Genomic DNA, 24,763 nt, shown 5'->3' with positions numbered 1-24,763 from the left:
GCGGCTTTATGCCGCTCCCATATTGGCCTCAATCCTCGTTGGTCGAAGATATTTTATGAATGGCTAGGTCAGCGCCATTGAATTCGTCTTCTTCTGAAAGCCTCAGTCCCATACTGGTATTAATCGCACCGTAGACTACAAGTGCACCAAGCGCTGCGATGGAAAGGCCCAAAAGCGTTCCTAGAAGCTGAACGATAATGCTCACGCCACCTAGCCCACCCAATGCGCTTTGACCAAAAATCCCAGCGGCAATACCACCCCAAGCGCCACATACACCGTGTAAAGGCCAGACACCCAGCACATCATCAATCTTGGTTTTGTTTTGTAGGTGGGTAAAAAGATAAACAAATAGCACGCCAGCAATCGCACCTGTCACTAAAGCACCGATAGGATGCATTAAGTCTGAGCCCGCACATACAGCAACCAAGCCAGCCAGTGGGCCGTTATGAATAAAGCCAGGGTCATTCTTACCAGCCAACAATGACGCGACAATGCCTCCGACCATTGCCATCAATGAGTTCATAGCCACCAAGCCACTTATGCCTGACACAGTTTGAGCTGACATGACGTTGAAGCCAAACCACCCCACACATAAGACCCAAGCTCCCAAAGCCAAAAACGGAATATTCGAAGGTGCAAAGTTGGTGTGCTTTCCTGCTCGAACTCTGCCTTTTCTCATGCCCAAAAACACGACGGCAACAAGCGCTATCCAGCCGCCAACACCATGCACAACGACTGAACCTGCAAAATCGTGGAAGCCATAACCAAAGGTATTTTCAAACCAAGCTTGAACACCAAAGTTTCCGTTCCAGATCATTCCCTCAAATAGTGGGTATACAATACCGACAGTGAAAAATGTTGCGATTAAAATCGGATAAAAACGAGCTCGTTCTGCGATACCACCTGAAACAATAGCGGGAATCGCTGCAGCGAAGGTCAGCAAGAAAAAGAACTTCACTAACTCGTAACCATTGCCTTGAGATAATGTCTCAGCATCAGCGAAGAAGGTGCCGCCATAAGCGACCCAGTATCCAATGAAAAAATACGCGATGGCGGATATACCGAAATCGGCCAAGATTTTAACTAAAGCATTAACTTGGTTCTTTTGGCGCACGGTTCCTACTTCAAGAAAAGCAAAACCAGCATGCATCAAAAAAACCATGATTGCGCCAAGTAGTAAGAAAAGTGTGTCGGAACTTTGCGTGAGAGTTTGTACAGCGCCGTGTACCTGATTGGCAGTTACACTCATTATGATTGTCTCCGTTGATCTGTAGCGCACTTATCCTGTGCATCAAAGTTAGGCTCATCACCAATTTGGTGAACTTAATTTATAGAGCGTCTAACAGAGCAATTCTCATTCCATAATTTATATTTCTAACACTTACGCTTTAATTTATTGTTTTGTATGAACTTTAATAAAATTACGTATTCTTGAAATGGTGTTTAACATGCTAATAAATGCACCAATATGGTTTTAGTGCACCAACACAATGCGCACTATATGGTTCAACAAACAGCAAACTCTCTACCATAAACGTAAAAGCCACCCCATGAGAGGTGGCTCATATACGGAATTGCTAACTAAAGGGGTTTATCGAGTGATCTTCCCTGCTTTTACATCTTCTAACCAACGTCCTTCGACAAGATAGGGAGGAAGCCAACCAGTTTCAACAGATAGACGGTTGCCTTTGTCGTACCACATGCAAGCCATGCCAAGCAGAGGGAAGTTGATAAAAGTTCTGATGCCTATCCTATCTGGTCCTAATTCTCTAAGATGATATTTCTCTTGGAACTGTAGGTTTTTAACGAGCGCTTCCTCAAAATCATAACCAATATTAGTAGTGAGCGCTGCGAAGGTTTCTAGGATCCCCATCGCAATTTCCAACGCCCAGTTATCCCCTTGAGCTACCGCTGCGTCCATTGCTGCAACCAGCTTATCAGGATAATCCGATGTGCGATTGTGGAACGACTGAATGACGTCTACTAGCATATAAGACAGCTCACCCGCTTTGGTAGAGCTCTGTCTCATCAAAGAAATAGGAAAGTTTGCCAACACATCCATGCTAGCTTTGTCACGGACGATGACAGAGGTAAAATAGGCATCTAACCACATTGAAGGACAAATGAAGCCTGTTTTTAAAATACCTTCGCCTTTCCATGTTACTTCAGGATAGCCGAGGATCTTTATGGTTAATTCATCACTGGGATGTATTGCAAGGCTATGATAACAAGCATTCATCAACGAAGTTTCGTAAAGGCGTAATGTACAAATTTTTTCGTCTTCAGATGAAGCTTGATACCACGTAAACCAGCGCACTTGCTCGAATGCATAATCTCCAAAGCTAATCAAGTTCTCTCGCCTAATTTTGAGCCCTTCTTTTCTTTTATCTAAGATTCGATTGATATAATCTTTCTCAGAAGCAATGCTATTATCATCTAACTTGGGCCTTGCTGTACGCTCTATAATTTTGATTGGCTTTTTACCTTGCATTGTTGAACTAACCCTTCTTAATCAATTTTAAACTCAGCTATTCCTACTTTTATATCTGATGCATCACCTGTTTCCGGAATACTCGCCTTGGTGTGAATATACCGTATCGGAATACCGAATGAAGATGTATCTCTGATTTTTTTCGCAGCTATTTTTTCTGTCGTTTCATCTTCGTTTTCAGACATTAGCTTAGTGATTTCTTCAGCATATTTACTAGTCCCTTGCTGATACGCTTCGTTTCCAATTTTTCTACTACCCAAAGGACTGCTCCCCCCTTTGGCCTCAACAATGATAATTTCACCTGGTGGTGGCTCTTCCACCTCGTAAACCATATCAAAGTCGCCCGGCTTCGAAATTGAGGTTCCAATATCTTTGGGATGAAGCAGCTTAGCATTAGGACGTTTACTCCGGACAAAGTCATCCGCGGCCAACTCACCTATTTTTGCAGACTGTTGGTTAATATTACCAATTTGAGCGTTATATCCCTCTTCGCCAGATCGAGCGTCCATTGCCTCTTGACGCTCTTTCAAGCATTCATCAATTTTTGCTTTGTTTCTTTCTGTTAGCTCATAATCACTCATATTGAGTTCTGAGTTTTCTTTATACTCTGCTTTATTCAGCACAAGATCTTCAGTGAAGATCGTGCAACCTTCTTCCCCGCCAACTTTCTCAGAGTCAAAAACATGCGCATTGACAAATTCCTCAATCCCAACAACATACTGCACTTCGTGTCTGCTGCCATCTTCTCCGACGGATGACTCTTTTGCAGCGTTTAAAATCTGATCGCAAACCTCTTGGGGGACATCGCTTTGGGCCTGATACTCTGCCTACATTTGACCCAAGCGTTTTAGCCCTTCTTCACACAAGAAGCCTGTTGGGTCAATCCACTGGATAGGATTGACTGCATATTGGTAATGCCACTATTGACAGTTCAACTAACAAGCTCCCAATCATAAATATAAAAGCCACCTCGTAAGAGATGGCTAAAAAAATACCCGAGGAGCTCTAAAAAGGACGCCATTCACTTTCTGACTTAAATACCACTCCTGAAAAATCTTTGTTCTCGATTAATTCAGCCAGTTTTTCATCGACACATAATAACCACTCGATAGCATCCAGTTGAAATATAGTTTTCTGCATTTCAATATCTTTCTTAAGGACAACTCGATCAATTGAATCAACCTCTCCATCAAACTCACTAAATATTGAATGATTTCTATCCAGTAAATCGCAAATCGCAAGAACATTTAAAAAATAGTATTCACCAAAACTTTTACCTTGGTAATTAACCTCAATCGGTAGGAATTCAACTTCACTCGTTTGTGTGTGCTTAGAAATTAAATCAGATAACCGTCGACTCACGATTAATAAAGGACCACTAAGAAAACTATCCGCAGGCTTGTCATCTGATATGACATCAATAGTAACTTTTGGCCATTTGTCTCCTAGGGCAACGCCTCCCGTCAGATTCAATCCTATTAATACACTAGACTGCGTTACTTTGCCGTGAGTAAAATCGGAGTCTCTATCTACCTTGTTGGTCCAAATTTTAAGTGTCATTACTACTTCCTACTTTTCCATTGCGGATCATCCAATTGCGATCGAGCTTCATTCTTTTCCAGAGCATTCCTAATGTTACTTTCTGTTTTTCCAATTTCATCTACAAAAATCATATCATCGATCAAACCACGACCATACTTAGTTTACAACGCTCTCATTTCTCGTCGAACTAAAGCACCTGAGAACCTTGGTGCCTTGCACTTAGATGTCTACCCACGTGTCAGGGAAGGCCTATTTCGACAGATGTTTTAATATTAGTTGGAAGTGCAATCCCATTTGCACCTCTGTTAATGTTGTAATCAAGTTCGGTAGCTCTATGCATGACCGGATATTCCTGACCAATATTGATACTAATTTGGTGATTTCCAGCATGGTTTTCAGGTAACCCGCCAACTATTTCGTTATTTAACTTGAGCCCACAACCTCTTCTTAAAGAACCGCCATAATAATTCGCAACACTCCCCTCCTTTGAGTTTTATTTAAGGGGATGATTTGGACAATTTCCTCTATACCTACAACATATTGAACTTTGCGTTTACTACCATCTGAATGATTGATATAACGATGAAAAGTAACTTCGTTCTTCTCGCAATCAATATGGTCTAAATCGTATTCATATCGAATATGATTTTTAACTTTGGGTTTTCTGATAATGCCACGAATGATTGGTCGTTCGGCAAACAACAAACTCCCCACCATAAATATAAAGCCATTTCAAGAGAAAGATGGCTTATAGACTGAATTGCTAACTAAAGGGTGTTATTGAGTGATCTTCCCTGCTTTTACATCTTCTAGCCAACGTCCTTCAACAAGATAGGGTGGAAGCCAACCGGTTTCAACAGATAGACGGTTGCCTCTGTCGTACCACATGCAAGCCATGCCAAGCAGAGGGAAATTAATGAACGTGCGGAGCCCTATTCTATCTGGCCCTAATTCTCTAAGATGATATTTCTCTTGGAACTGTAGGTTTTTAACGAGCACTTCCTCAAAATCATAACCAATATTAGTAGTGAGCGCTGCGAAGGTTTCTAGGATCCCCATCGCAATTTCCAACGCCCAGTTATCCCCTTGAGCTACCGCTGCGTCCATTGCTGCAACCAGCTTATCAGGATAATCCGATGTGCGATTGTGGAACGACTGAATGACGTCTACTAGCATATAAGACAGCTCACCCGCTTTGGTAGAGCTCTGTCTCATCAAAGAAATCGAAAAGTTCGCTAACACATCCATGCTAGCTTTGTCACGAACGATGACAGAGGTAAAATACGCATCTAGCCACATTGAGGGGCAAATGAAGCCTGTTTTTAAAATACCTTCGCCTTTCCATGTTACTTCTGGATAATCAGGTAATTTAATGCTTTGAGGCTCGCTTGGCTTGATGGCAAGTTGATGGTAAAAAGCACGCATCAATGATGATTCATATAGACATAGCGTGCCGATTCTCTCATCATCGTCTAATGGAGGTAACCATGTATACAGACGGAGCTGATAAGAAATACCATCGCTCAAGTAAACCAAGTTTTCTCTTTTTATAGATATGCGCCTTTTCCTTTTGTCTAAACTCTCTTTTATTTCTTCTCGATAAGCTTCTCTTTCAAAATCACTTAGTTCAACATGAGCTACTCGTTCAACCTTTTTTACCTCTGAGCTATCAACCACTTCTGAACTCTCCTATATCTATATCAAACTCTTTTGCTTTGAACTTGGAAACCTTACCGCTAGAGGGTATTTCTGCTTGTGTATGTAATTTCAGTTGGTGCCTCGTAAATCATATCAAAGTCGCCTGGCTTCGAAATTGAGGCTCTATGTAACAACAGTTCAAAGGCTGAGCATATATTCCAAAAATGCCTCAAATGTTGTCCATGATTGGGCTTCTTTACCAAACAATTCATCTATGAAAAGGGCTACTTGCCCCGATCTTTCTGATTCATTTGAAAATAAAAAGTAGTAGCCACCTCCGGCATAGCGCTCTAATACGCAACCGTTTTGTGGTATTTTCTCAAAATCACTCGGTATCTCATCCTCGCGAAGTTCAAGAGTGCGCTCAACTGTAAGATAGTGCTCATCTTCAGAGTATCCATAAATCGTATGACCAAACCACTCAACGTAACCATATTTTCTTAGAAAAACTTTATATGGCTCCGGAAAGGATAATCCTAGCTGATTTTCCATTTCATGAATTGATACGTCATTCAACTCTCCAAAGCACTCAAACCCTTCTTTTTCGGTGAATTGATCGAGCATTACGTCTAAGCTTCTCATATTTAAAACTCTATTTTTGATATATATTTTGCCTTCATCGTACCAGTGCAATCGCTTATTGTACTTCTGATGAGGCTTGGAATTCATTACCCTGAAGTTATTGAACGAGTTATCCCCTTTCCGAAATAAAAGAGGTCTTATGGTGAATGATTAAATCCGTCGAGAAGTCTTCCTGATTTAATCATTTTGAACAACTGCTTTGAAGTAAAACGCTTCGCTGCCTCTTTTGTAATCGCGTAACAACGAACCCCTCACCATAAACTTATAAGCCACCTCGTAAAAGATGGCTTATAAGTAAAGAGAATTTATCTAGTGATCTTCCCTGCTTTTACATCTTCTAGCCAACGTCCTTCAACAAGATAGGGTGGAAGCCAACCGGTTTCAATAGATAGACGGTTGCCTTTGTCGTACCACATACATGCCATGCCAAGCAGAGGGAAGTTGATAAAAGTTCTGATGCCTATCCTATCTGGTCCCAATTCTCGAAGATGATATTTCTCTTGGAACTGTAGGTTTTTAACGAGCACTTCCTCAAAATCATAACCAATATTAGTAGTGAGCGCTGCGAAGGTTTCTAGGATCCCCATCGCAATTTCCAACGCCCAGTTATCCCCTTGAGCTACCGCCGCGTCCATTGCTGCAACCAGCTTATCTGGGTAGTCCGATGTGCGGTTGTGGAACGACTGAATGACGTCTACTAGCATATAAGATAACTCGCCCGCTTTGGTAGAACTCTGTCTCATCAAAGAAATAGGAAAGTTTGCCAATACGTCCATGCTAGCTTTGTCACGCACAATCACCGAAGTAAAATAAGCATCTAACCATCGATTAGGGTGTAAACATCCAGTTTTCAAAATACCTTCGCCTTTCCATGTCACTTCTGGATAATCAGGTAATTTAACGCTTTGAGGTTCATTTGGTTTAATGGCAAGTTGATGGTAAAAAGCACGCATCAATGATGCCTCATAAAGGCAAAGTGTTCCGATTTGTTCAGTTTCTATTGAAGATGGAAAGCAACTATACCACCTCACTTGTTCTGAAACGTCGTCGCTAAGAGCGACTAAGTTCTCCCTGCGGATTGCTATTAGCTCTTTGCGCTCATCTAAATCTTCATTGATATACATTTGGTAGTCAGCGACATCATTTGGTGTCAATTGAGGTTCCGCCTTTCTCCTCATGCTAACTTTCTTTTTATTATCAGACATTTAATCCAGTCCTAATTCTACGTTAAATTCTTTTACATTAACTGAAGAAACCTCTCCAGCATCAGAAATAGCCGCTGCGGTGTGAATATATCTAACAGGAGTTTTTTTTCTCAATGCTTTTTATACTTCTGGCCGCTTTCTATTCGGTTGTATCTTTGTCCTTTTGAGCCATTAGATCAGTAATTGCAGTTGCATATTCAGTTGTCCCTTGCTGATATGCCATATTTCCAACCTTACGGCTGTCTAGTGGGCTAATACCTCTTAACGTCTACGAGAATAATTTCCCTGGGTTTTGGGTTCTTCTACAAGGTAGGCCATACCGTAGTCTCCTGGTTGTAAGAAAACACGCCATTATTTTTTAGGGGACAACTCCTAGTTAAGTGACATACCGTTGAGTCTTAGCCATAAAATGCCATGTGTCACGAAACATGAACGCCAAAAATAGAGATCTAACCTATTTTTTCCAGTACCCTCTAGATGCTCGCTCTGGGATTACCAGATTCCAAACAGATTTACTGCCTATAGATTCGTAAAACTCGGCGGCCCCGATCTCTTTAGTGGACGGCTGAAACCAATGAGGTTGAGGCACTTTTTTAGAATTCCATTAGAAACTGCCATAGCAATTGCTGTTTCACAGCACTCAACGTCGGTCAAGCCTTTGAAGGGGCCCTCCTTATATAAAATAAGTTTTTTCCGAGCCACTATATTGAGCAATTACAGACGTAACTGCCTTTCTATCACCATTATTTATTTTCAAAGTAAGCCCTGACTTTCCTAGCAAGGCTTTTAAATCGCACTCATTATTAGTAACCCACTTTTTAAGAGCCATATCATTAATAATGTTATCTCTGAAATTTATGAGTATAGTCACAAGATCATCTTCAAAATTCATTTTATCCTCAACTTTGTAATGGGATAACCTAGCTATCGTCCCAACTTTTAGTTTCTCCTAGAAATTGATTAACTCCACCTTCACCGACTGCTGGGTAAAAATCGCTCGTAGGCTCCCATCCAACGCTTAATGCCCCCAAAAAGGGCGAGATACCGTTAGTTTTATTAATTCATTGACTGGAATTTTGACTAGAGCTTCTGATATGTTTTTTACCTTTTGGCTTTCGGATTTTGACTTGCGAGAGAACGCCATCTTCTCCGACGGATGACTCTTTTGCTGCCTCTAAAATCTGATCGCAAACCTCTTGGGGGAAAGTTATTTTGTGCCTGATACTCTGCCAACATTTGCTGTAAGCGTTTTTCACAGAGGAAACCTGTTGAGTCAATCCACTAGATGGAGTTGATTGAATATCGGTAAACATATAATCCACCTCGTGAAAGGTGGATTATTTACTGAATTGCTAACTAAAGGATTTATCGAGTGATCTTCCCTGCTTTTACATCTTCTAACCAATGTCCTTCGACGAGATAAGGAGGAAGCCAACTGGTTTCAATAGATAGACGGTTGCCTTTGTCATACCACATACATGCCATACCAAGCAGAGGGAAAGATATGAAGGTTTCTATAGAAATTAAGCCCTCTGGCTTATCGAGCCTCATTTGGTATTGCTCTTGGAACTGTAGGTTCTTAATGAGTACTTCTTCAAAGTCATAACCGATGTCAGTTGTCAGGGCCGCAAAAGTTTCCAAAATACCCATGGCGATTTCTAATGCCCAATCATCACCCTGAGAAACTGCCGCGTCCATCGCGGCCACCAGTTTATCAGGGTAGTCCGACGTGCGGTTATGGAACGACTGAATGACATCTACTAGCATATAAGACAGCTCACCCGCTTTGGTAGAGCTCTGTCTCATCAAAGAAACCGGAAAGTTCGCCAATACATCCATGCTAGGTTTATCACGCACAATCACCGAAGTAAAATAAGCATCAAGCCACATTGAAGGACAAATAAAGCCTGTTTTAAAAATACCTTCACCATCCCATGTCACTTCTGGATAGCCGAGTATCTGGATACTTAATTCTTCATTGGGATTCATAGCAAGTTGATGATAACAGGCTCCCATTAAAGAAGTTTCGTAAAGACGTAATGTACAAATTTGTTCGTCTTCATGCGTAGTTTGAAACCAGGTATACCAGCGAGCCTGGTCGATGGCAAAATCACCAAGACTAACCAAGTTTTCTCGCCTGACCTTAAGACCTTCTTTTCTGTTATCTAAAACCCGGTTTATAAAATTTTTTTTACTCACAATGGCTTGTGTGTCAAGTTCAGGATTTGCTTTGCGCTCTACAATCTTGATCGATTCTTTACTTTGCATTTTGACTTAATCCTTTTGAATCAATTTTAAACTCTACTACTTCTACTACTACGTCTGAGGGCTTCAAGCTATTCGAGTAAAAGGGCTTAGGTATCTTTAAAAAGGACACATAATGCCAAGTGTAACGCAACAAAACGTCAGAAATGATGACCTAGCTCCCTTTGAATCTTAGCGAATTATATTTCCGGCTTTTACATCCTCTAACCAACACCCTTCGACGAGATATGGAGGAAGCCAACCAGTTTCGACAGATAAACGGTTGCCTTTGTCGTACCACATACAAGCCATGCCAAGCAGAGGGAAGTTAATAAAAGTGCGGATGCCTGTCCTATCTGGTCCTAATTCTCGAAGATGATATTTTTCTTGGAATTGTAGGTTTTTGACTAGCACTTCCTCAAAGTCATAACCAATGTTAGTAGTGAGCGCTGCGAAGGTTTCTAGGATCCCCATCGCAATTTCCGACGCCCAGTTATCCCCTTGAGCTACCGCTGCGTCCATTGCTGCAACCAGCTTATCAGGATAATCCGATGTGCGATTGTGGAACGACTGAATGACGTCTACTAGCATATAAGACAGCTCACCCGCTTTGGTTGAGCTCTGTCTCATCAAAGAAATCGGAAAGTTCGCCAATACATCCATGCTGGGTTTATCACGAACGATGACAGAGGTAAAATACGCATCTAGCCACATTGAAGGACAAATGAAGCCCATTTCTAAGATACCTTCACCATCCCATGTTACTTCTGGATAACCGAGTATCTGAACAGTTAATGGCTCATTCGGAAACATAGCCAGCCGATGATAACAAGCCCCCATTAATGAAGTTTCATAAAGACGTAATGTACAAATTTGTTCGTCTTCATGTGAGGTTTGAAACCAGGTATACCAGCGAACCTGGTCAATGGCAAAATCACCAAAACTAACCAAGTTTTCTCGCCTGACTTTAAGACCTTCTTTTCGCTGTTCTAATATCTTATTGATGAATTCTTTCTCAGAATAAACTCCACTTTCACTCAGCTCAGGATCTGCTTTGCGTTCTACAATTTTGATTGTTCCTTTACTTTGCATTTTAACGTAGTCCTTTGGAATCAATTTTAAACTCTGCTACTTCTACTACTACGTCTGAGCGCTTCAAGCTATTCGAGTAAAAGGGCTTAGGTATCTTTAAAAAGGACACATAATGCCAAGTGTAACGCAACAAAACGTCAGAAATGATGACCTAGCTCCCTTTAAAGCTTAGCGAATTATATTTCCGGCTTTTACATCCTCTAACCAACACCCTTCGACGAGATAGGGAGGAAGCCAACCAGTTTCGACAGATAAACGGTTGCCTTTGTCGTACCACATACAAGCCATGCCAAGCAGTGGGAAGTTAATAAAAGTGCGGATGCCTATCCTATCTGATCCTAATTCTCGAAGATGATATTTTTCTTGGAATTGTAGGTTTTTGACTAGCACTTCCTCAAAGTCATAACCAATGTTAGTAGTGAGCGCTGCGAAGGTTTCTAGGATCCCCATCGCAATTTCCGACGCCCAGTTATCCCCTTGAGCTACCGCTGCGTCCATTGCTGCAACCAGCTTATCAGGATAATCCGATGTGCGATTGTGGAACGACTGAATGACGTCTACTAGCATATAAGACAGCTCACCCGCTTTGGTAGAGCTCTGTCTCATCAAAGAAATCGGAAAGTTCGCCAATACGTCCAAGCTAGGTTTATCACGAACGATGACAGAGGTAAAATACGCATCTAGCCACATTGAAGGACAAATGAAACCTGTTTTTAAAATACCTTCGCCTTTCCAAGTTATTTCAGGATGATCAGGTACCTTAACCGTCAAAGGGCTTTCAGGTTTTTGAGCTAGTCGATGATAGCTAGCTTGCATTATCGAGGCTTCAAATAGACGCAGCGTTCCTATTCGGTCATTTAGTTCAGACACTGGAAACAAAGTATATAACCTAACTTGCTCCCAAACCCCGTCTGTTAGATATATCAAGTTTTCGCGCTTTATTGTGATACGATGTTTTCTTTTCTCTAAGTTTTTTTCTATTTGTTTTGTATAGTAATTAAGTTCCTCAGTATTCAACTCGTAGGCTGCTTTTCTATTTATCTTTTTCATACTAACTTTACTTCCCTTAACCTAATTCTTCGAGGCTAATATCAAACTCTTTTACATTCACTTTAGATACGCCATCTGAAGCATCAATTTCTGTTGTACCAGCTTTTTGTTCAGACATTAATTTAACGATTTCCGCCGCATATTTGCTTGTCCCTTGCTGATATGCTTCATTGCCAATTTTACGACTGCCGAGCGGCCTGCTGCCACCCTTAGCCTCGACGATGATGATTTCTTCAGTATCATCTGAGAGGTACACCATATTGAAATCACCTGGTTTCGATCCCTAAGTTGCAAGGTCTTTGGGATGGCTCAACTTAGCATTAGGGCGTATATTCCGAATAAAGTCATCCGCGACCAACTCACCAATTTTTGCAGACTGCTGGTTAATATTACCAATTTGAGCGTGATATCCCTCTTTGCTAGCTCGAGCGTCCATTGCCTCTTGACGCTCTTTCAAGCATTCATCAATTTTTGCTTTGTTTCTTTCTGTTAGCTCATAATCACTCGTATTGAGTTCAGACTTTTTTATACTATGCCAGTATTGGCTGCCCCAAACCTGTTGGGTCAATCCACTGGATATGGTGGACTGCATATTGGTAATGCCACCAATGATGGAGCGTTCAACAAACAACAAGCTCCCCACCTCAAACGTAAAAGCCACCCCATGAGAGATGGCTTGTATATTGATTTGCTAAAGGAGTTTATCGAATGATCTTCCCTGCTTTTACATCTTCTAGCCAACGTCCTTCGACGAGATAAGCTGGAAGCCAACCAGTTTCAACTGACAAACGGTTGCCTTTGTCGTACCACATACAGGCCATGCCAAGAAGAGGGAAAGATATGAAAGTTTCTATAGAAATCAAGTCCTCTGGCTTATCGAGCCTCATTTGGTATTTCTCTTGGAAATGTAGGTTTTTAACGAGCACTTCCTCAAAATCATAACCAATATTAGTAGTGAGCGCTGCGAAGGTTTCTAGGACCCCCATCGCAATTTCCAACGCCCAGTTATCCCCTTGAGCTACCGCTGCGTCCATTGCTGCAACCAGCTTATCAGGATAATCCGATGTGCGATTGTGGAACGACTGAATGACGTCTACTAGCATATAAGACAGCTCACCCGCTTTGGTAGAGCTCTGTCTCATCAAAGAAATCGGAAAGTTCGCCAACACGTCTAAACTTAGCCTGTCACGCACAACTGTCGATATGAAATACATATCAATCCATCTATTAGGATTTATGCACCCCGTTTTTAAAATACCTTCCCCGTCCCACTTTACTTCAGGATAGTCGAGAATCTTTATAGTTAATTCACCATTGGGATTCCTAGCAAGTCGATGATAACAAGCGCCCATTAGAGAAGTTTCGTAAAGACGTAATGTACAAATTTGTTCGTCTTCATGCGAGGTTTGAAACCAGGTATACCAGCGAACCTGGTCAATGGCGAAATCACCAAGACTGACCAGGTTTTCCCGCCGGATTTTAAGGCCTTCTTTTCTTTTATCTAATATTTTATTGATAAATTCTTTCTCAGAAGAAACCCCACTTTCACTCAACTCAGGGTTTGCTTTGCGTTCTACAACTTTACTTTGCATTTTAAATTAGCCCTTTAGAATTAATTTTAAACTCTGCCACTTTTAGTTTTACATCCGATGCATCCCCGTTCTCTTGAATGCTTGCTTGAGTATGTATATATCGAATAGGTATGCCGGATAAAGCTGCATCTTGGATTTGTCTTGCTGTTATTTTTCAGTCGTCCCTTCCTTTTTTCAGACATTAGGTTGGTGATTTCTGCAGTGTATTCGATATGCCATATTTCCAATTTTTCTGCTACCCAGCGGGCTGCTACCCCCTTTAGCCTCAACAATGATAATTTCACCTGGTGGAGACTCTTCCACATCGTAAACCATATCAAAGTCGCCCGGCTTCGAAATTGAGGTTCCAATATCTTTGGGATAAAGCAGCTTAGCATTAGGACGCTTACTCCGGACAACGTCATCTGCGGCCAACTCACCAATTTCTGCAGATTGCCGATTAATCTTGGCGATTTGAAAGTTATTATACTGAATTGCTAACTAAAGGAGTTTATCTAGTGATCTTCCCTGCTTTTACATCTTCTAGCCAACGCCCCTCGACGAGATAAGGAGGAAGCCAACCGGTTTTAATAGATAAACGGTTGCCTTTGTCGTACCACATACAGGCCATGCCAAGAAGAGGGAAGGATATGAAAGTTTCTATAGAAATCAAGTCCTCTGGCTTATCAAGCCTCATTTGGTATTTCTCTTGGAACTGTAGGTTTTTAACGAGCATTTCCTCAAAGTCATAACCAATGTCGGTAGTGAGCGCCGCGAAGGTTTCTAGGATCCCCATCGCAATTTCCAACGCCCAGTTATCCCCTTGGGCTACCGCTGCGTCCATTGCTGTAACCAGCTTATCAGGATAATCCGGTGTGCGATTATGAAACGACTGGATGACATCTACTAACATGTAAGACAGCTCACCCGCTTTAGTAGAGCTCTGTCTCATCAAAGAAATCGGAAAGTTCGCCAACACATCCATGCTAGCTTTGTCACGGACGATGACAGAGGTAAAATAGGCATCTAGCCACATTGAAGGACAAATGAAGCCTGTTTTTAAAATACCTTCGCCTTTCCAGGTCACTTCTGGGTATCTAGGTAATTGAATACTTTGAGGTTCGTCAGGCCTCATCGCTAACTGATGATAAAACGCGCGCATTAATGACGCTTCATACAGGCAAAGTGTTCCGATTTGTTCATTTTCTATGGAGTGTGGGAACCACGAGTACCATCTCACTAGATAAAACGATTCATCACTTAAAGCAACTAAGTTTTCTCTACGAATACTGATTACCTCTTTGCGCGTGTCAAGGTCTTCATCAATATCAGAACTATAGCCTTTGATTAACTCCGAGGTCAGCTTTGGATCAGCATTTCTTTTTATTTTAATTTTGTCAGACATTTTAAAACTTCCCTAAATCTACATTAAATTCTTTTACTTTAATCTTTGAAACTTTCCCTGGTTCAGAGATTGGGGTTTTAGTATGTATCTATCTAATTGGGCGTCCACTCCTCGAAGCGTTTCTTATTGATTTAGCTGTTTCCCACTCTGTTGTATTTCGCCCATTCCTAGACATCTTACCAACTATTGCCGCTGCATATTTAGACGTTCCTTGCTGACATGCTTCGTTTCCTATTTTTCTACTACCCAAAGGACTGCTCCCCCTTTGGCCTCAACAATGATAATTTCACCTAGTGGTGGCTCTTCCACCTCGTAAACCATATCAAAGTCGCCCGGCTTCGAAATTGAGGTTCCAATATCTTTGGGATGAAGCAGCTTAGCATTAGGACGTTTACTCCGGACAAAGTCATCCGCGGCCAACTCACCTATTTTTGCAGACTGTTGGTTAATATTACCAATTTGAGCGTTATATCCCTCTTCGCCAGATCGAGCGTCCATTGCCTCTTGACGCTCTTTCAAGCATTCATCAATTTTTGCTTTGTTTCTTTCTGTTAGCTCATAATCACTCGTATTGAGTTCAGACTTTTTTATACTATGTCAGCATTGGCTGCCCCAAACCTGTTGGGTCAACCCACTGGATATGGTGGACTGCATATTGGTAATGCCACCCCATGAGAGATGGCTTATATATTGATTTGCTAAAGGAGTTTATCGAATGATCTTCCCTGCTTTTACATCTTCTAACCAACGTCCTTCGATGAGATAGTGAGGAAGCCAACCAGTTTCAACAGATAGACGGTTGCCTTTGTCGTACCACATGCAAGCCATGCCAAGCAGAGGGAAATTAATAAACGTGCGGATCCCTATTCTATCTGGTCCTAATTCTCGAAGATGATATTTCTCTTGAAACTGTAGGTTTTTAACGAGCACTTCCTCAAAATCATAACCAATGTTAGTAGTGAGCGCTGCGAAGGTTTCTAGGATCCCCATCGCAATTTCCAACGCCCAGTTATCCCCTTGAGCTACCGCTGCGTCCATTGCTGCAACCAGCTTATCAGGATAATCCGGTGTGCGGTTGTGGAACGACTGAATGACGTCTACTAGCATATAAGACAGCTCACCCGCTTTGGTAGAGCTCTGCCTCATCAAAGAAATTGGAAAGTTCGCCAATATGTCCATACTTGGCCTGTCACGCACAATTGTCGATATGAAATACATATCAAGCCATCTATTAAGATTTATGCACCCCGTTTTTAAAATGCCTTCCCCGTCCCACTTTACTTCAGGATAGTCGAGAATCTTGATAGTTAATTCATCATTGGGATTCATAGCAAGTCGATGATAACAAGCGCCCATTAGAGAAGTTTCGTAAAGACGTAATGTACAAATTTGTTCGTCTTCATGCGAGGTTTGAAACCAGGTATACCAGCGAACCTGGTCAATGGCGAAATCACCAAGACTGACCAGGTTTTCCCGCCTGACTTTAAGACCTTCTTTTCTGTTATCTAAAACCCGGTTTATAAATTTTTTCCGATTCACAATGGCTTGTGTGTCAAGTTCAGGATTTGCTTTTCGCTCTAAAAATTTGACCGATTCTTTACTTTGCATTTTGACTTAATCCTTTTGAATCAATTTTAAACTCTGCCACTTCTAGTTTTACATCTGAGGCCTTACCACTTTCAGGGATATTCGCTTGAGTATGTATATATCGAATAGTTCTGCCGGATAAAGCGGCGTATTGAATTTCGTCGGCAGCTAATTTTTCAGTCGTTCCTTCCTTTTTTTCAGACATTAGGTTGGTGATTTCGGCAGTGTATTCCGTTGTCCCTTGCTGATATGCCATATTTCCAATTTTTCTGCTACCCAGCGGGCTGCTACCCCCTTTGGCCTCAACAATTATAATTTCACCTGGTGGCGGCTCTTCCACCTCGTAAACCATATCAAAATCGCCCGGCTTCGAAATTGAGGTTCCAATATCTTTGGGATGAAGCAGCTTAGCATTAGGACGTTTACTCCGGACAAAGTCATCCGCGGCCAACTCACCTATTTTTGCAGACTGTTGGTTAATATTACCAATTTGAGCGTTATATCCCTCTTCGCCAGATCGAGCGTCCATTGCCTCTTGACGCTCTTTCAAGCATTCATCAATTTTTGCTTTGTTTCTTTCTGTTAGCTCATAATCACTCATATTGAGTTCTGAGTTTTCTTTATACTCTGCTTTATTCAGCACAAGATCTTCAGTGAAGATCGTGCAACCTTCTTCCTCGCCAACTTTCTCTGAGTCAAAAACATGCGCATTTACAAATTCCTCAATCCCAACAACATACTGCACTTCGTGTCTGCTGCCATCTGAATGATTGATATGACGATAAAAAGTAATCTCGTTTCTCTCACAATGAATATGGTCTAAATCGTATTCATATCGAATATTGTTTTTACCTTTGGGTTTTCGGATTTTGACTTGCGAACGAACGCCATCTTCTCCGACAGATGACTCTTTTGCTGCTTCTAAAATCTGATCGCAAACCTCTTGGGGAACGTTGTTTTGCGCCTGATACTCAGCCAGCATTTTCTGCAAGCGTTTTAGCCCTTCTTCACAAAGAAAACCTGTTGGGTCAATCCACTGGATGGGGTTGATTGAATATCGGTAAACATATAAGCCACCTCGTGAAAGGTGGCTTATATACTGAATTTCTATATAAATGATAATTTATCGTGTGATCTTCCCTACTTTTACATCTTCTAGCCAACGCCCTTCAACGAGATAAGGAGGAAGCCAACCGGTTTCAACAGATAAACAGTTACCTTTGTCGTACCACATACAAGCCATGCCAAGCAGAGGGAAAGAGATGAAGGTTTCGATTGAAATCAATTTTTTAGGAGCATCCAAGCGCATTTGATATTGCTCCTGGAACTGCAGGTTCTTAATGAGTACCTCTTCAAAGTCATAATCAATATCGGTTGTCAGGGCGGCAAAGGTTTCTAAAATGCCCATGGCGATTTCTAATGCCCAGTCATCACCCTGAGCAACTGCAGCGTCCATTGCTGCGACTAGCTTATCGGGGTAATCCGATGTGCGGTTGTGGAATGACTGAATCACATCCACCAGCATGTAAGAAAGCTCACCAGCCTTCGTAGAACTTTGTTTCATCAGAGAAATCGGAAAGCTCGCCAATACGTCCATACTTGGCCTGTCACGCACGATCACCGAAGTGAAATAAGCATCAAGCCATCGGTTAGGGTGTAAACACCCCGTTTTTAAAATACCTTCACCTTTCCAGGTTACTTCCGGGTATCCAGGTAATTGAATACTTTGAGGCTCGTCAGGTCTCATGGCGAGCTGATGATAAAATGCACGCATTAATGATGCTTCATATAGACATAGTGTGCCGGTTCTCTCATCATCATTTAATGGAGGTAGCCATGTATACAGGCGAATTTGCTCAGACACATCATCACTCAAATAAACCAAGTTTTCTCTTTTTATCGCAATGCGCCTTTTTCGTTTATCTAAGTTCTCTTTTACTTCTTCTCTGTAAGCATCTATTGCCGCTTGAGTTAGACTAATATGAGCCAATCGCTCAATCTTTTTTAATTCCTTGGCATCAAACATTTCCAAATTCTCCCATGTCTATATCAAATTCTTTCGCTTTAATTTTCGAGACTTTACCATCTGAAGATATTTCTGCTTGTGTATGAATATAACGAATCGGAATATCATCTTTGATAGCGGATTTGATGTGATTTGCAGCAATCTTTTCCGTTGTACCTTGTTCTTGCTTAGACATCTCACCAATAATTGCTGCTGTATATTCAGTTGTCCCTTGCTGATATGCCATATTTCCAATTTTACGACTGCCGAGCGGGCTGCTGCCACCCTTAGCCTCGACGATGATGATTTCTTCAGGATCATCTGAGAGGTACACCATATCGAAATCACCTGGTTTCGATCCCGAAGTTGCAAGGTCTTTGGGATGGATCAACTTAGCATTAGGGCGTATATTCCGAACAAAGTCATCCGCGACCAACTCACCAATTTTTGCTGACTGCTGGTTAATTTTAGCAATTTGGGCGTTATGCCCTTCTTCGCCGCTACGCGCATCCATTGCCTTTTGACGTTCTGCTAAACACTCATCAACCTTTTGTTTGCATTCTTCAGAAAGTTTGTATTTCTCATCCTCATCCTTATTATTGAATTCGAATTCTGAGTTATCCTTGTAATCCGCTTTATTCAGCACTAGGTCCTCGGTGAAGATGGTGCAGGTCTTATCGCCACCGACCTTCTCTGAATCAAACACGTGAGCATTAACAAACTCTTCTATCCCGACTACGTACTGCACTTCATGTTTGCTTCCGTCAGAATGATTAATGTGGCGATAAAAAGTAATCTCGTTCTTCTCGCAATCAATATGGTCTAAATCGTATTCATATCGAATATGATTTTTACCTTTGGGTTTTCGGATTTTGACTTGCGAGCGAACGCCATCTTCTCCGACGGATGACTCTTTTGCTGCTTCTAAAATCTGATCGCAAACCTCTTGGGGGACATCGCTTTGCGCCTGATACTCTGCCAACATTTGACCCAAGCGTTTTAGCCCTTCTTCACATAGGAAACCTGTTGGGTCAATCCATTGAATTGGGTTGACTGCATATTGGTAATGGTTAATGCCACCAGCAATAGATATCGGATCTTGTTGGATAAAGCGTCCTAGCTTAGGATCGTAATACCGAGCGAGGTTGTAATGTAAGTTGGTTTCTTGATCGAAGTACTGTCCTTGAAAACGCAGTGGATTTGCTACATTTTCAATATGTACATGAGCAAAGCCGTTAGCATCGTAGCTGGCACTCCATACAACATTCCCTTCGCAATCGATTAGTCGCTCTGGTTTACCAACTTGATCGCACTGGTACCAATAAATAACGTCATTTTCTAGCAGTGCCACTGGCGTGTAAGTTTCGGGTTGATATAGGTACCAACGGAAAGCACCTGAAGAGCGTTCACCAATTAAACGTTCACCTTCCCACAGGAACTCCTTAACGCCTTTTTGTGTAATTTTTTTCGTTCTGCGCCCTAATGCATCATATTCATATTGACTGATACCATCGTCGGTGTGAACTTCAATGAGCTGATTTAACGCATCAAATACGCGAGTCTGAACGTGTCCTTGCCCCTCACGTTTTGTCTGGTTTCCTTGCGCGTCATATTTGAACCGTACATCATCGTGTACTTCAATACGATCAGCGAATACCTCTGAAGTTGGCAAAGTAGGATTGCCAAAACTATCGTATTCAAATTTAGTCACATCTCCGGAAGCATTGACTCGTTTAAGTTGCCCTAAGGTATCGTACTGATAGTGCGTTGCTCCTGCCGTATTATCAATGATTGATGAAATACGGTTTTGTGCGTTGTAAACGTACTTTTTCTCTCTATCTGGCCAATGCTGTTCAACCAAACGACCAACACCATCATAAATGATGCGCTCATTAAAATATGCCGTTTCAATTTGGGAAACTCGTCCCATTTCATCGTAATGAAATTTGATTTGAGGTAAATCTAGGTTTCCAAACCGAATCGCTGAAAAACGCCCATATCGATCGTAAGAGAAGTTCAGTTCCGTATTATCTGGCAGTACCTGAGATACGCGTTGGCCAACTCTGTTAAACTCCTGCGCTATCTCAAACTGGCCTTGAATGCGCTTTGTTAAATGCCCAAATGAAGAGTATTGGTATTGCAATGTTTGATGGCGATTGGATGCTAAAGTAAGTCGCCCACCAAGCGTATAATTGAAGTGGTTCTCTACAATACTGCTACCATTTCCTGCTTTGACGTGCATGAGATAACCCGCAGCGTCATAGCGATACAGCACCGTTCTATCGGCGACTTGCTTACGATGGAGCCGCCCCATATGATCATAATCAAATTGGCTTTGTAGATTATCAAACCCAATAGTTCCTGATAGCTGGCCTTCATCGTCATACAGGAATTCGAACTCTAAGCCGTCACTCCGAACTAATTTAGTCAGGTTACGTTGTTGATCGTATTCGTAAGAAATATGGCTGCCATCGGGAAAGATGACTGCTTCTTGTTGCGCGAGTGCTCCCCATTGATACGAGGTAATGCCTGCTGGCGTCCGAATCTGAGCAACACGACTGTGCTCATCGTAAGAATATTCTTCGCTATAACCGACTTTGTCTTCGTCGTTAAAATAACGAACTGATGTACGCCTGCCAAATTGATCATAAGCGAGTTGAGCAATACACCCATCGGGATAAGCAACGCCATTCACTAAATCTTCTTCATTGTAGCTGTAACGAAGTAATGTACCGTCTATTTCATTCGCGATAAGTCTTTGTTGTTCATCCCACCACCATTGACTTTTCTTACCATCTTCAGACTCTTTTTTGACGACTTGCCCGTGTTTATCGTAATCATATTCCGTGACACAGCCAAACTGGTCGGTATCCCAAACTCTTTGACCGAGGCTATTGTAGTAAGCCTTCTCGATATCCCCATCTGGCGAAACCGTTTTAACTAACTTACCTAAGCCGTCATAGCCATATTGAATTTCTTTGCCAGAGGAATGAAACTTAGAAACCAATTGACCATGCTGATTATATTGATAATTGACCGTTGACTGATCAGGATAGATAGCTTGTGCTTTTCTTCCTAATTCATCATATTGCCATCGCCAAGTTTTACCTGTGGGGCTTATTTTCTCGAGTAAGTTACCCTGCTCGTCATGCAAGAAAGACCATTGATGATCTAACGAGTCAGAATAAGAAGAGTGATTTCCCTGATAATGGAAGCGATAGTCATAAATTCCTGCGTCCCCAACGTTCCTGATGCATTTCGCGTTAGCACCTTCGCCATCCCATTCAAAATAATGAGTAAAGCCAGTTGGTCGTACACGCTTAACAATTAAATGGCCGCGGTATTGATACTGTTCCTTTAAGCCTAAATGATTAGTTGCACTGACCAAATCATCGTGCTCATCATAGGTATAAGTTGTCAGAACTTTTTGGGACTTTGCATTAAGCAGTTCTACAAGGCGGCCTTGCTTATCATATTGACATTCAAGAACCGGACGCTTGTTATATGCGATCTCGATCAATCGATGGTTTCGAGAATACTGCAATTGAAACGTTGAAAACGTGCCATTTCTAACTTGTTTAACAAGCCAGCGATCATCTTTTTGCTCAAACCGATATTGATGCCCATTAGCGAGCGTTACAATCCGAGTTGTTGAGCTCAGGAAATAACAGCTCGCACCAGCGTATATTTGATAACTTGTTGCTCCAATATCTACTGGCTCAAATTCTGTGATATCGGCCTTATCGTCAACAAACTCCCAAGCGATAACATTGTCTTTCTCGTTCGTCTTTTCGCGTAATTCAAACTGAAATGCATGTCGCCAACCAAAGCCCATTCCATGATTTACATCCGACTGCGAAGAGCGGTAAGTACGCTGCCAAGTAGTACCTTGTTGTAGCTCGATATCATAGAGTTCGAGAATTTCTTCACCCGTCACAAGTGATACAGGATCACCGGCTTTCTCATGTTTTTCGCTGCTTTGTTGCTGAGGCTTGGCGGATGCGGCACTTCTGCCACTCTTTTTATTCGACTTCCCCTTTCCCTTCGATGGTTTTGCATTGACGGTATTTTGAGTCGGTGGAGGCGTAACCGCCGACGAGAGTGCGTAGTTTTCGCCGGTAGGTACAATTCGAGCGACATGCAAGTCACCGTTCACCAAAGCATTGGCAAACGTTGAATTATAGTGTTGGGAAGTAAGCTCACCGTCAGGTATGTTTGGCTTGAATTGACCAATCGCATAGAACAAATCCTCGACATAGCGAAGGTCAAGCTCACCAAAGCTCTCAAGAAACTCTATTGCCTCTTGTTTGGTCACGAATGTTTTAGGTTCGCCGCTAGTAAGTAACTGACCAGAGAAGTGATAACTTTCGCCAAAGCGATTCGTGATAGGAATGACGAATTGAGGGATCATAGCCGTAACGTGTTTGTCCTTTTCTTACCTTGCCGCATCATTTAATGCTCGTTTCGCTCTTTTTATTTGTGAGAGCAAGATGCCTTAATCAAACATCCTCCGATAGAGATTCCTCTGTATGCGTAGACTGAATGTATTGATGGCAATTTTCACGTATGCAACTCTTTGAATTTCTGAGCGCAGCGTACTTTAACGGGACGATGAATCCTGAGTAAATGAACAATAGCGTGAGTGAGACTAATGTCTCATCGTGACGCGATTTTTTTACATGTTTCTTACTTAACTATGATTTTCTGCCCAGTTACGTAAATTCACTCAATAAGTTGCATCAAGTATCACCACTGCGACTCAACGCTTCATATTTGAGACAAAACAGCAACAAAAAAACCGCCTATTACGGCGGTTTTGCTTAAAGAATACTGATTAAAGGTTTGGACCTGTCGATGGTCTGTGTGGTTGGTTATTCCGCAGTTGCTGCATCCCTTGAAACATTCGCATAAACCACACCAAGATGGCTAATGCAGCAAACACCATCCCTACCCAAGGAATAAAGTAAGCGATGGTTTCAAGCAAAGTACTATGCAACCAATAATCACTCACGCCAACGAGTACACCGTTAGAAGTCGCGACGGTGACGATCAACACAACAAAAAACGTCAGGTAGAGAAAGAAGGTGCGAATTAAACCGTAGTAATGAGAAATCACTACGTCGCTGTCTTCTCCCTTATCTAATCGGTAACCCGCATAGATAATTGCGATAACGCCTGAGATCAGAAACGTAAACGGGGTCAGACAGCTCAGGATGTACGCAACCCAAATCCCGTTATGAGGTTTGTTCATTCGCTTTCGCTCCTTTTACTTCCGTTTGTGCCGTATCTGTTTCACCCATCGCTTCTTTGGACTTCACTTCCTCATACCAAAGATCGTGATGCTCTTTCGCCCATGTCTCGTCAACTTCACCAGTCACCATGCCTTCTAGCGCACCTTCCATACCGAATAGACCAATATAGATGTGGAAGATAAAGCCACAGATTAGAATCAGCGCCGAAATCGCATGAACTAAGTTAGAAAGCTCCATGTCACGGCGAGTTTGGCCAAAGATAGGAAAGTCCAGAACTAAGCCACTCACTGCCGCGATAGCACCAAAGAAGATTAACAACCAATAGATTGCCTTCTCACCACCGTTTGAGAAACCAGCTGACGGATGTGTGCCTTTGTATTTACCAACCATGCCGCCCATTTTCATAAACCAACGAACATCTGTCATGTTTGGAATCGACTTGCGCCACCATTTAAAGAGCACGAGCATCAGTAAAATGAAGAACAATGGTCCCATGTAATTGTGGTACTGCTTCGCCAACATGACGATAAAGCCCCAGAACTCAGTAGGAACGTACGGTTTTAAGAAGTGCTTACCGTAAACCAGCATCAAACCACTGAATGCCAGCGTTAAGAATGTAAACGCCATACTCCAGTGAAGCGCGCGGTCTAAACGAGACCAACGCTTCATTTTTTTACCAGTACGCGGCTTGCTAAGCATCAAAGGACCAACGAATACGTAAGCCATGATTACCATTGCAATACTGCCGAAAATCGCGACAGCACCCGCTGGAGACATCCATTTCTCTTTTAGAATGTACCAAGTCTCACCAGGTTTACTGATCAATACGCCATGTTCTGGCGATTGAGACGTGGTGTAGCCTTCTTGCCCCTCTCTGACTTCGCGCCAATAGTCTGCCCCGGCGAGTTGCGTGATCTCCTGTTGAATAACTTTAGAAGATTGTTCCTCTGCTGAAGCAGGCATTGCGAAAGTCAGCAGCAATGCTGTCATCATTGACAGCATTGCTAAAGATGCACGTTTAAGCGTGTTTAACATGTGC

Annotated in this window: 18 protein-coding genes and 6 pseudogenes; all 24 read right to left on the bottom strand. The window is 42.1% G+C overall.

The genetic code is table 11. The features are described 5' to 3' along the window. Positions 1-28 precede the first annotated feature (28 nt). The 24 genes and pseudogenes from R7040_RS02860 to R7040_RS02750 all read right to left on the bottom strand — a co-directional run bounded on the left by R7040_RS02860 (position 29) and on the right by R7040_RS02750 (position 24,759). Positions 29-1,249: an ammonium transporter gene (locus R7040_RS02860; RefSeq protein ID WP_017634904.1), complete on the bottom strand. Its 1,221-nt coding sequence runs from the start codon at positions 1,247-1,249 to the stop codon at positions 29-31. Between the two features lie 342 nt (positions 1,250-1,591). After that, positions 1,592-2,491 carry an immunity 49 family protein gene (locus tag R7040_RS02855; RefSeq protein WP_318081212.1) on the bottom strand — a complete coding sequence of 300 codons (900 nt, stop codon included), beginning with the start codon at positions 2,489-2,491 and terminating at the stop codon, positions 1,592-1,594. Positions 2,492-2,508: 17 nt separating this feature from the next. Next, positions 2,509-3,408, bottom strand: a pseudogene (locus tag R7040_RS02850) (type IV secretion protein Rhs); the annotation flags it as partial. An 88-nt stretch (positions 3,409-3,496) separates the two neighbouring features. Beyond that, complete coding sequence (locus tag R7040_RS02845) at positions 3,497-4,051, bottom strand: imm11 family protein (protein WP_064353926.1); 555 nt, start codon at positions 4,049-4,051, stop codon at positions 3,497-3,499. A gap of 429 nt (positions 4,052-4,480) precedes the next feature. Further along, positions 4,481-4,738: a hypothetical protein gene (locus tag R7040_RS02840; protein WP_128740512.1), complete on the bottom strand. Its 258-nt coding sequence runs from the start codon at positions 4,736-4,738 to the stop codon at positions 4,481-4,483. Positions 4,739-4,810: 72 nt separating this feature from the next. After that, the gene (locus tag R7040_RS02835) at positions 4,811-5,710 is read right to left on the bottom strand and encodes an immunity 49 family protein (protein WP_301875983.1); all 900 of its coding nucleotides are present in this window, start codon (positions 5,708-5,710) and stop codon (positions 4,811-4,813) included. A gap of 159 nt (positions 5,711-5,869) precedes the next feature. Then, positions 5,870-6,313 (bottom strand): SMI1/KNR4 family protein, encoded by a 444-nt coding sequence (locus R7040_RS02830; RefSeq protein ID WP_258470412.1) that lies wholly within the window; start codon positions 6,311-6,313, stop codon positions 5,870-5,872. A gap of 305 nt (positions 6,314-6,618) precedes the next feature. Next, a complete protein-coding gene (locus tag R7040_RS02825) occupies positions 6,619-7,518 on the bottom strand; it encodes an immunity 49 family protein (RefSeq protein WP_064353923.1) in 900 nt (299 codons plus the stop codon). A gap of 673 nt (positions 7,519-8,191) precedes the next feature. Further along, the gene (locus R7040_RS02820) at positions 8,192-8,410 is read right to left on the bottom strand and encodes a hypothetical protein (RefSeq protein ID WP_033905291.1); all 219 of its coding nucleotides are present in this window, start codon (positions 8,408-8,410) and stop codon (positions 8,192-8,194) included. A 196-nt stretch (positions 8,411-8,606) separates the two neighbouring features. Then, positions 8,607-8,820: pseudogene (locus R7040_RS02815) on the bottom strand (hypothetical protein); the annotation flags it as partial. A 63-nt stretch (positions 8,821-8,883) separates the two neighbouring features. Next, entirely contained in the window at positions 8,884-9,786 is a 903-nt protein-coding gene (locus tag R7040_RS02810; protein WP_033905290.1) for an immunity 49 family protein, read from the bottom strand. Between the two features lie 168 nt (positions 9,787-9,954). Continuing rightward, positions 9,955-10,854 (bottom strand): immunity 49 family protein, encoded by a 900-nt coding sequence (locus R7040_RS02805; RefSeq protein ID WP_248525200.1) that lies wholly within the window; start codon positions 10,852-10,854, stop codon positions 9,955-9,957. A 168-nt stretch (positions 10,855-11,022) separates the two neighbouring features. After that, complete coding sequence (locus R7040_RS02800; protein WP_206971530.1) at positions 11,023-11,904, bottom strand: immunity 49 family protein; 882 nt, start codon at positions 11,902-11,904, stop codon at positions 11,023-11,025. Between the two features lie 16 nt (positions 11,905-11,920). Beyond that, a pseudogene (locus R7040_RS02795) lies at positions 11,921-12,430 on the bottom strand (type IV secretion protein Rhs); the annotation flags it as partial. A gap of 175 nt (positions 12,431-12,605) precedes the next feature. Next, on the bottom strand, positions 12,606-13,496 hold the full coding sequence (locus tag R7040_RS02790; RefSeq protein WP_033905285.1) for an immunity 49 family protein: 891 nt from the start codon (positions 13,494-13,496) through the stop codon (positions 12,606-12,608). Position 13,497: 1 nt separating this feature from the next. Beyond that, a pseudogene (locus tag R7040_RS30555) lies at positions 13,498-13,958 on the bottom strand (type IV secretion protein Rhs); the annotation flags it as partial. Between the two features lie 28 nt (positions 13,959-13,986). Further along, on the bottom strand, positions 13,987-14,880 hold the full coding sequence (locus R7040_RS02785) for an immunity 49 family protein (RefSeq protein WP_064353920.1): 894 nt from the start codon (positions 14,878-14,880) through the stop codon (positions 13,987-13,989). Between the two features lies 1 nt (position 14,881). Beyond that, positions 14,882-15,468, bottom strand: a pseudogene (locus tag R7040_RS02780) (type IV secretion protein Rhs); the annotation flags it as partial. 120 nt (positions 15,469-15,588) lie between these two features. Further along, positions 15,589-16,488, bottom strand: coding sequence for an immunity 49 family protein (locus R7040_RS02775; RefSeq protein WP_064353919.1), 900 nt, complete (start codon positions 16,486-16,488; stop codon positions 15,589-15,591). After that, a pseudogene (locus R7040_RS02770) lies at positions 16,478-17,524 on the bottom strand (type IV secretion protein Rhs); the annotation flags it as partial. The pseudogene R7040_RS02770 and the gene R7040_RS02775, both read right to left, overlap by 11 nt. A 66-nt stretch (positions 17,525-17,590) precedes the next feature. Continuing rightward, complete coding sequence (locus R7040_RS02765; protein ID WP_053350543.1) at positions 17,591-18,493, bottom strand: immunity 49 family protein; 903 nt, start codon at positions 18,491-18,493, stop codon at positions 17,591-17,593. Further along, entirely contained in the window at positions 18,486-22,883 is a 4,398-nt protein-coding gene (locus R7040_RS02760; RefSeq protein ID WP_064353917.1) for an RHS repeat-associated core domain-containing protein, read from the bottom strand. The genes R7040_RS02765 and R7040_RS02760 overlap by 8 nt, the downstream gene beginning before the upstream one ends. Before the next feature lie 423 nt (positions 22,884-23,306). Beyond that, positions 23,307-23,723, bottom strand: a complete 417-nt coding sequence (locus tag R7040_RS02755) for a membrane protein (protein WP_012841836.1) — start codon at positions 23,721-23,723, stop codon at positions 23,307-23,309. Continuing rightward, a complete protein-coding gene (locus R7040_RS02750; protein WP_064353916.1) occupies positions 23,707-24,759 on the bottom strand; it encodes a formate dehydrogenase subunit gamma in 1,053 nt (350 codons plus the stop codon). Before R7040_RS02750 ends, R7040_RS02755 begins: the two co-directional genes overlap by 17 nt. Positions 24,760-24,763: the final 4 nt, after the last annotated feature.

This window comes from Vibrio sp. 1069 (assembly GCF_033340555.1).
This window is presented reverse-complemented; position numbering and strand designations above follow the sequence as displayed.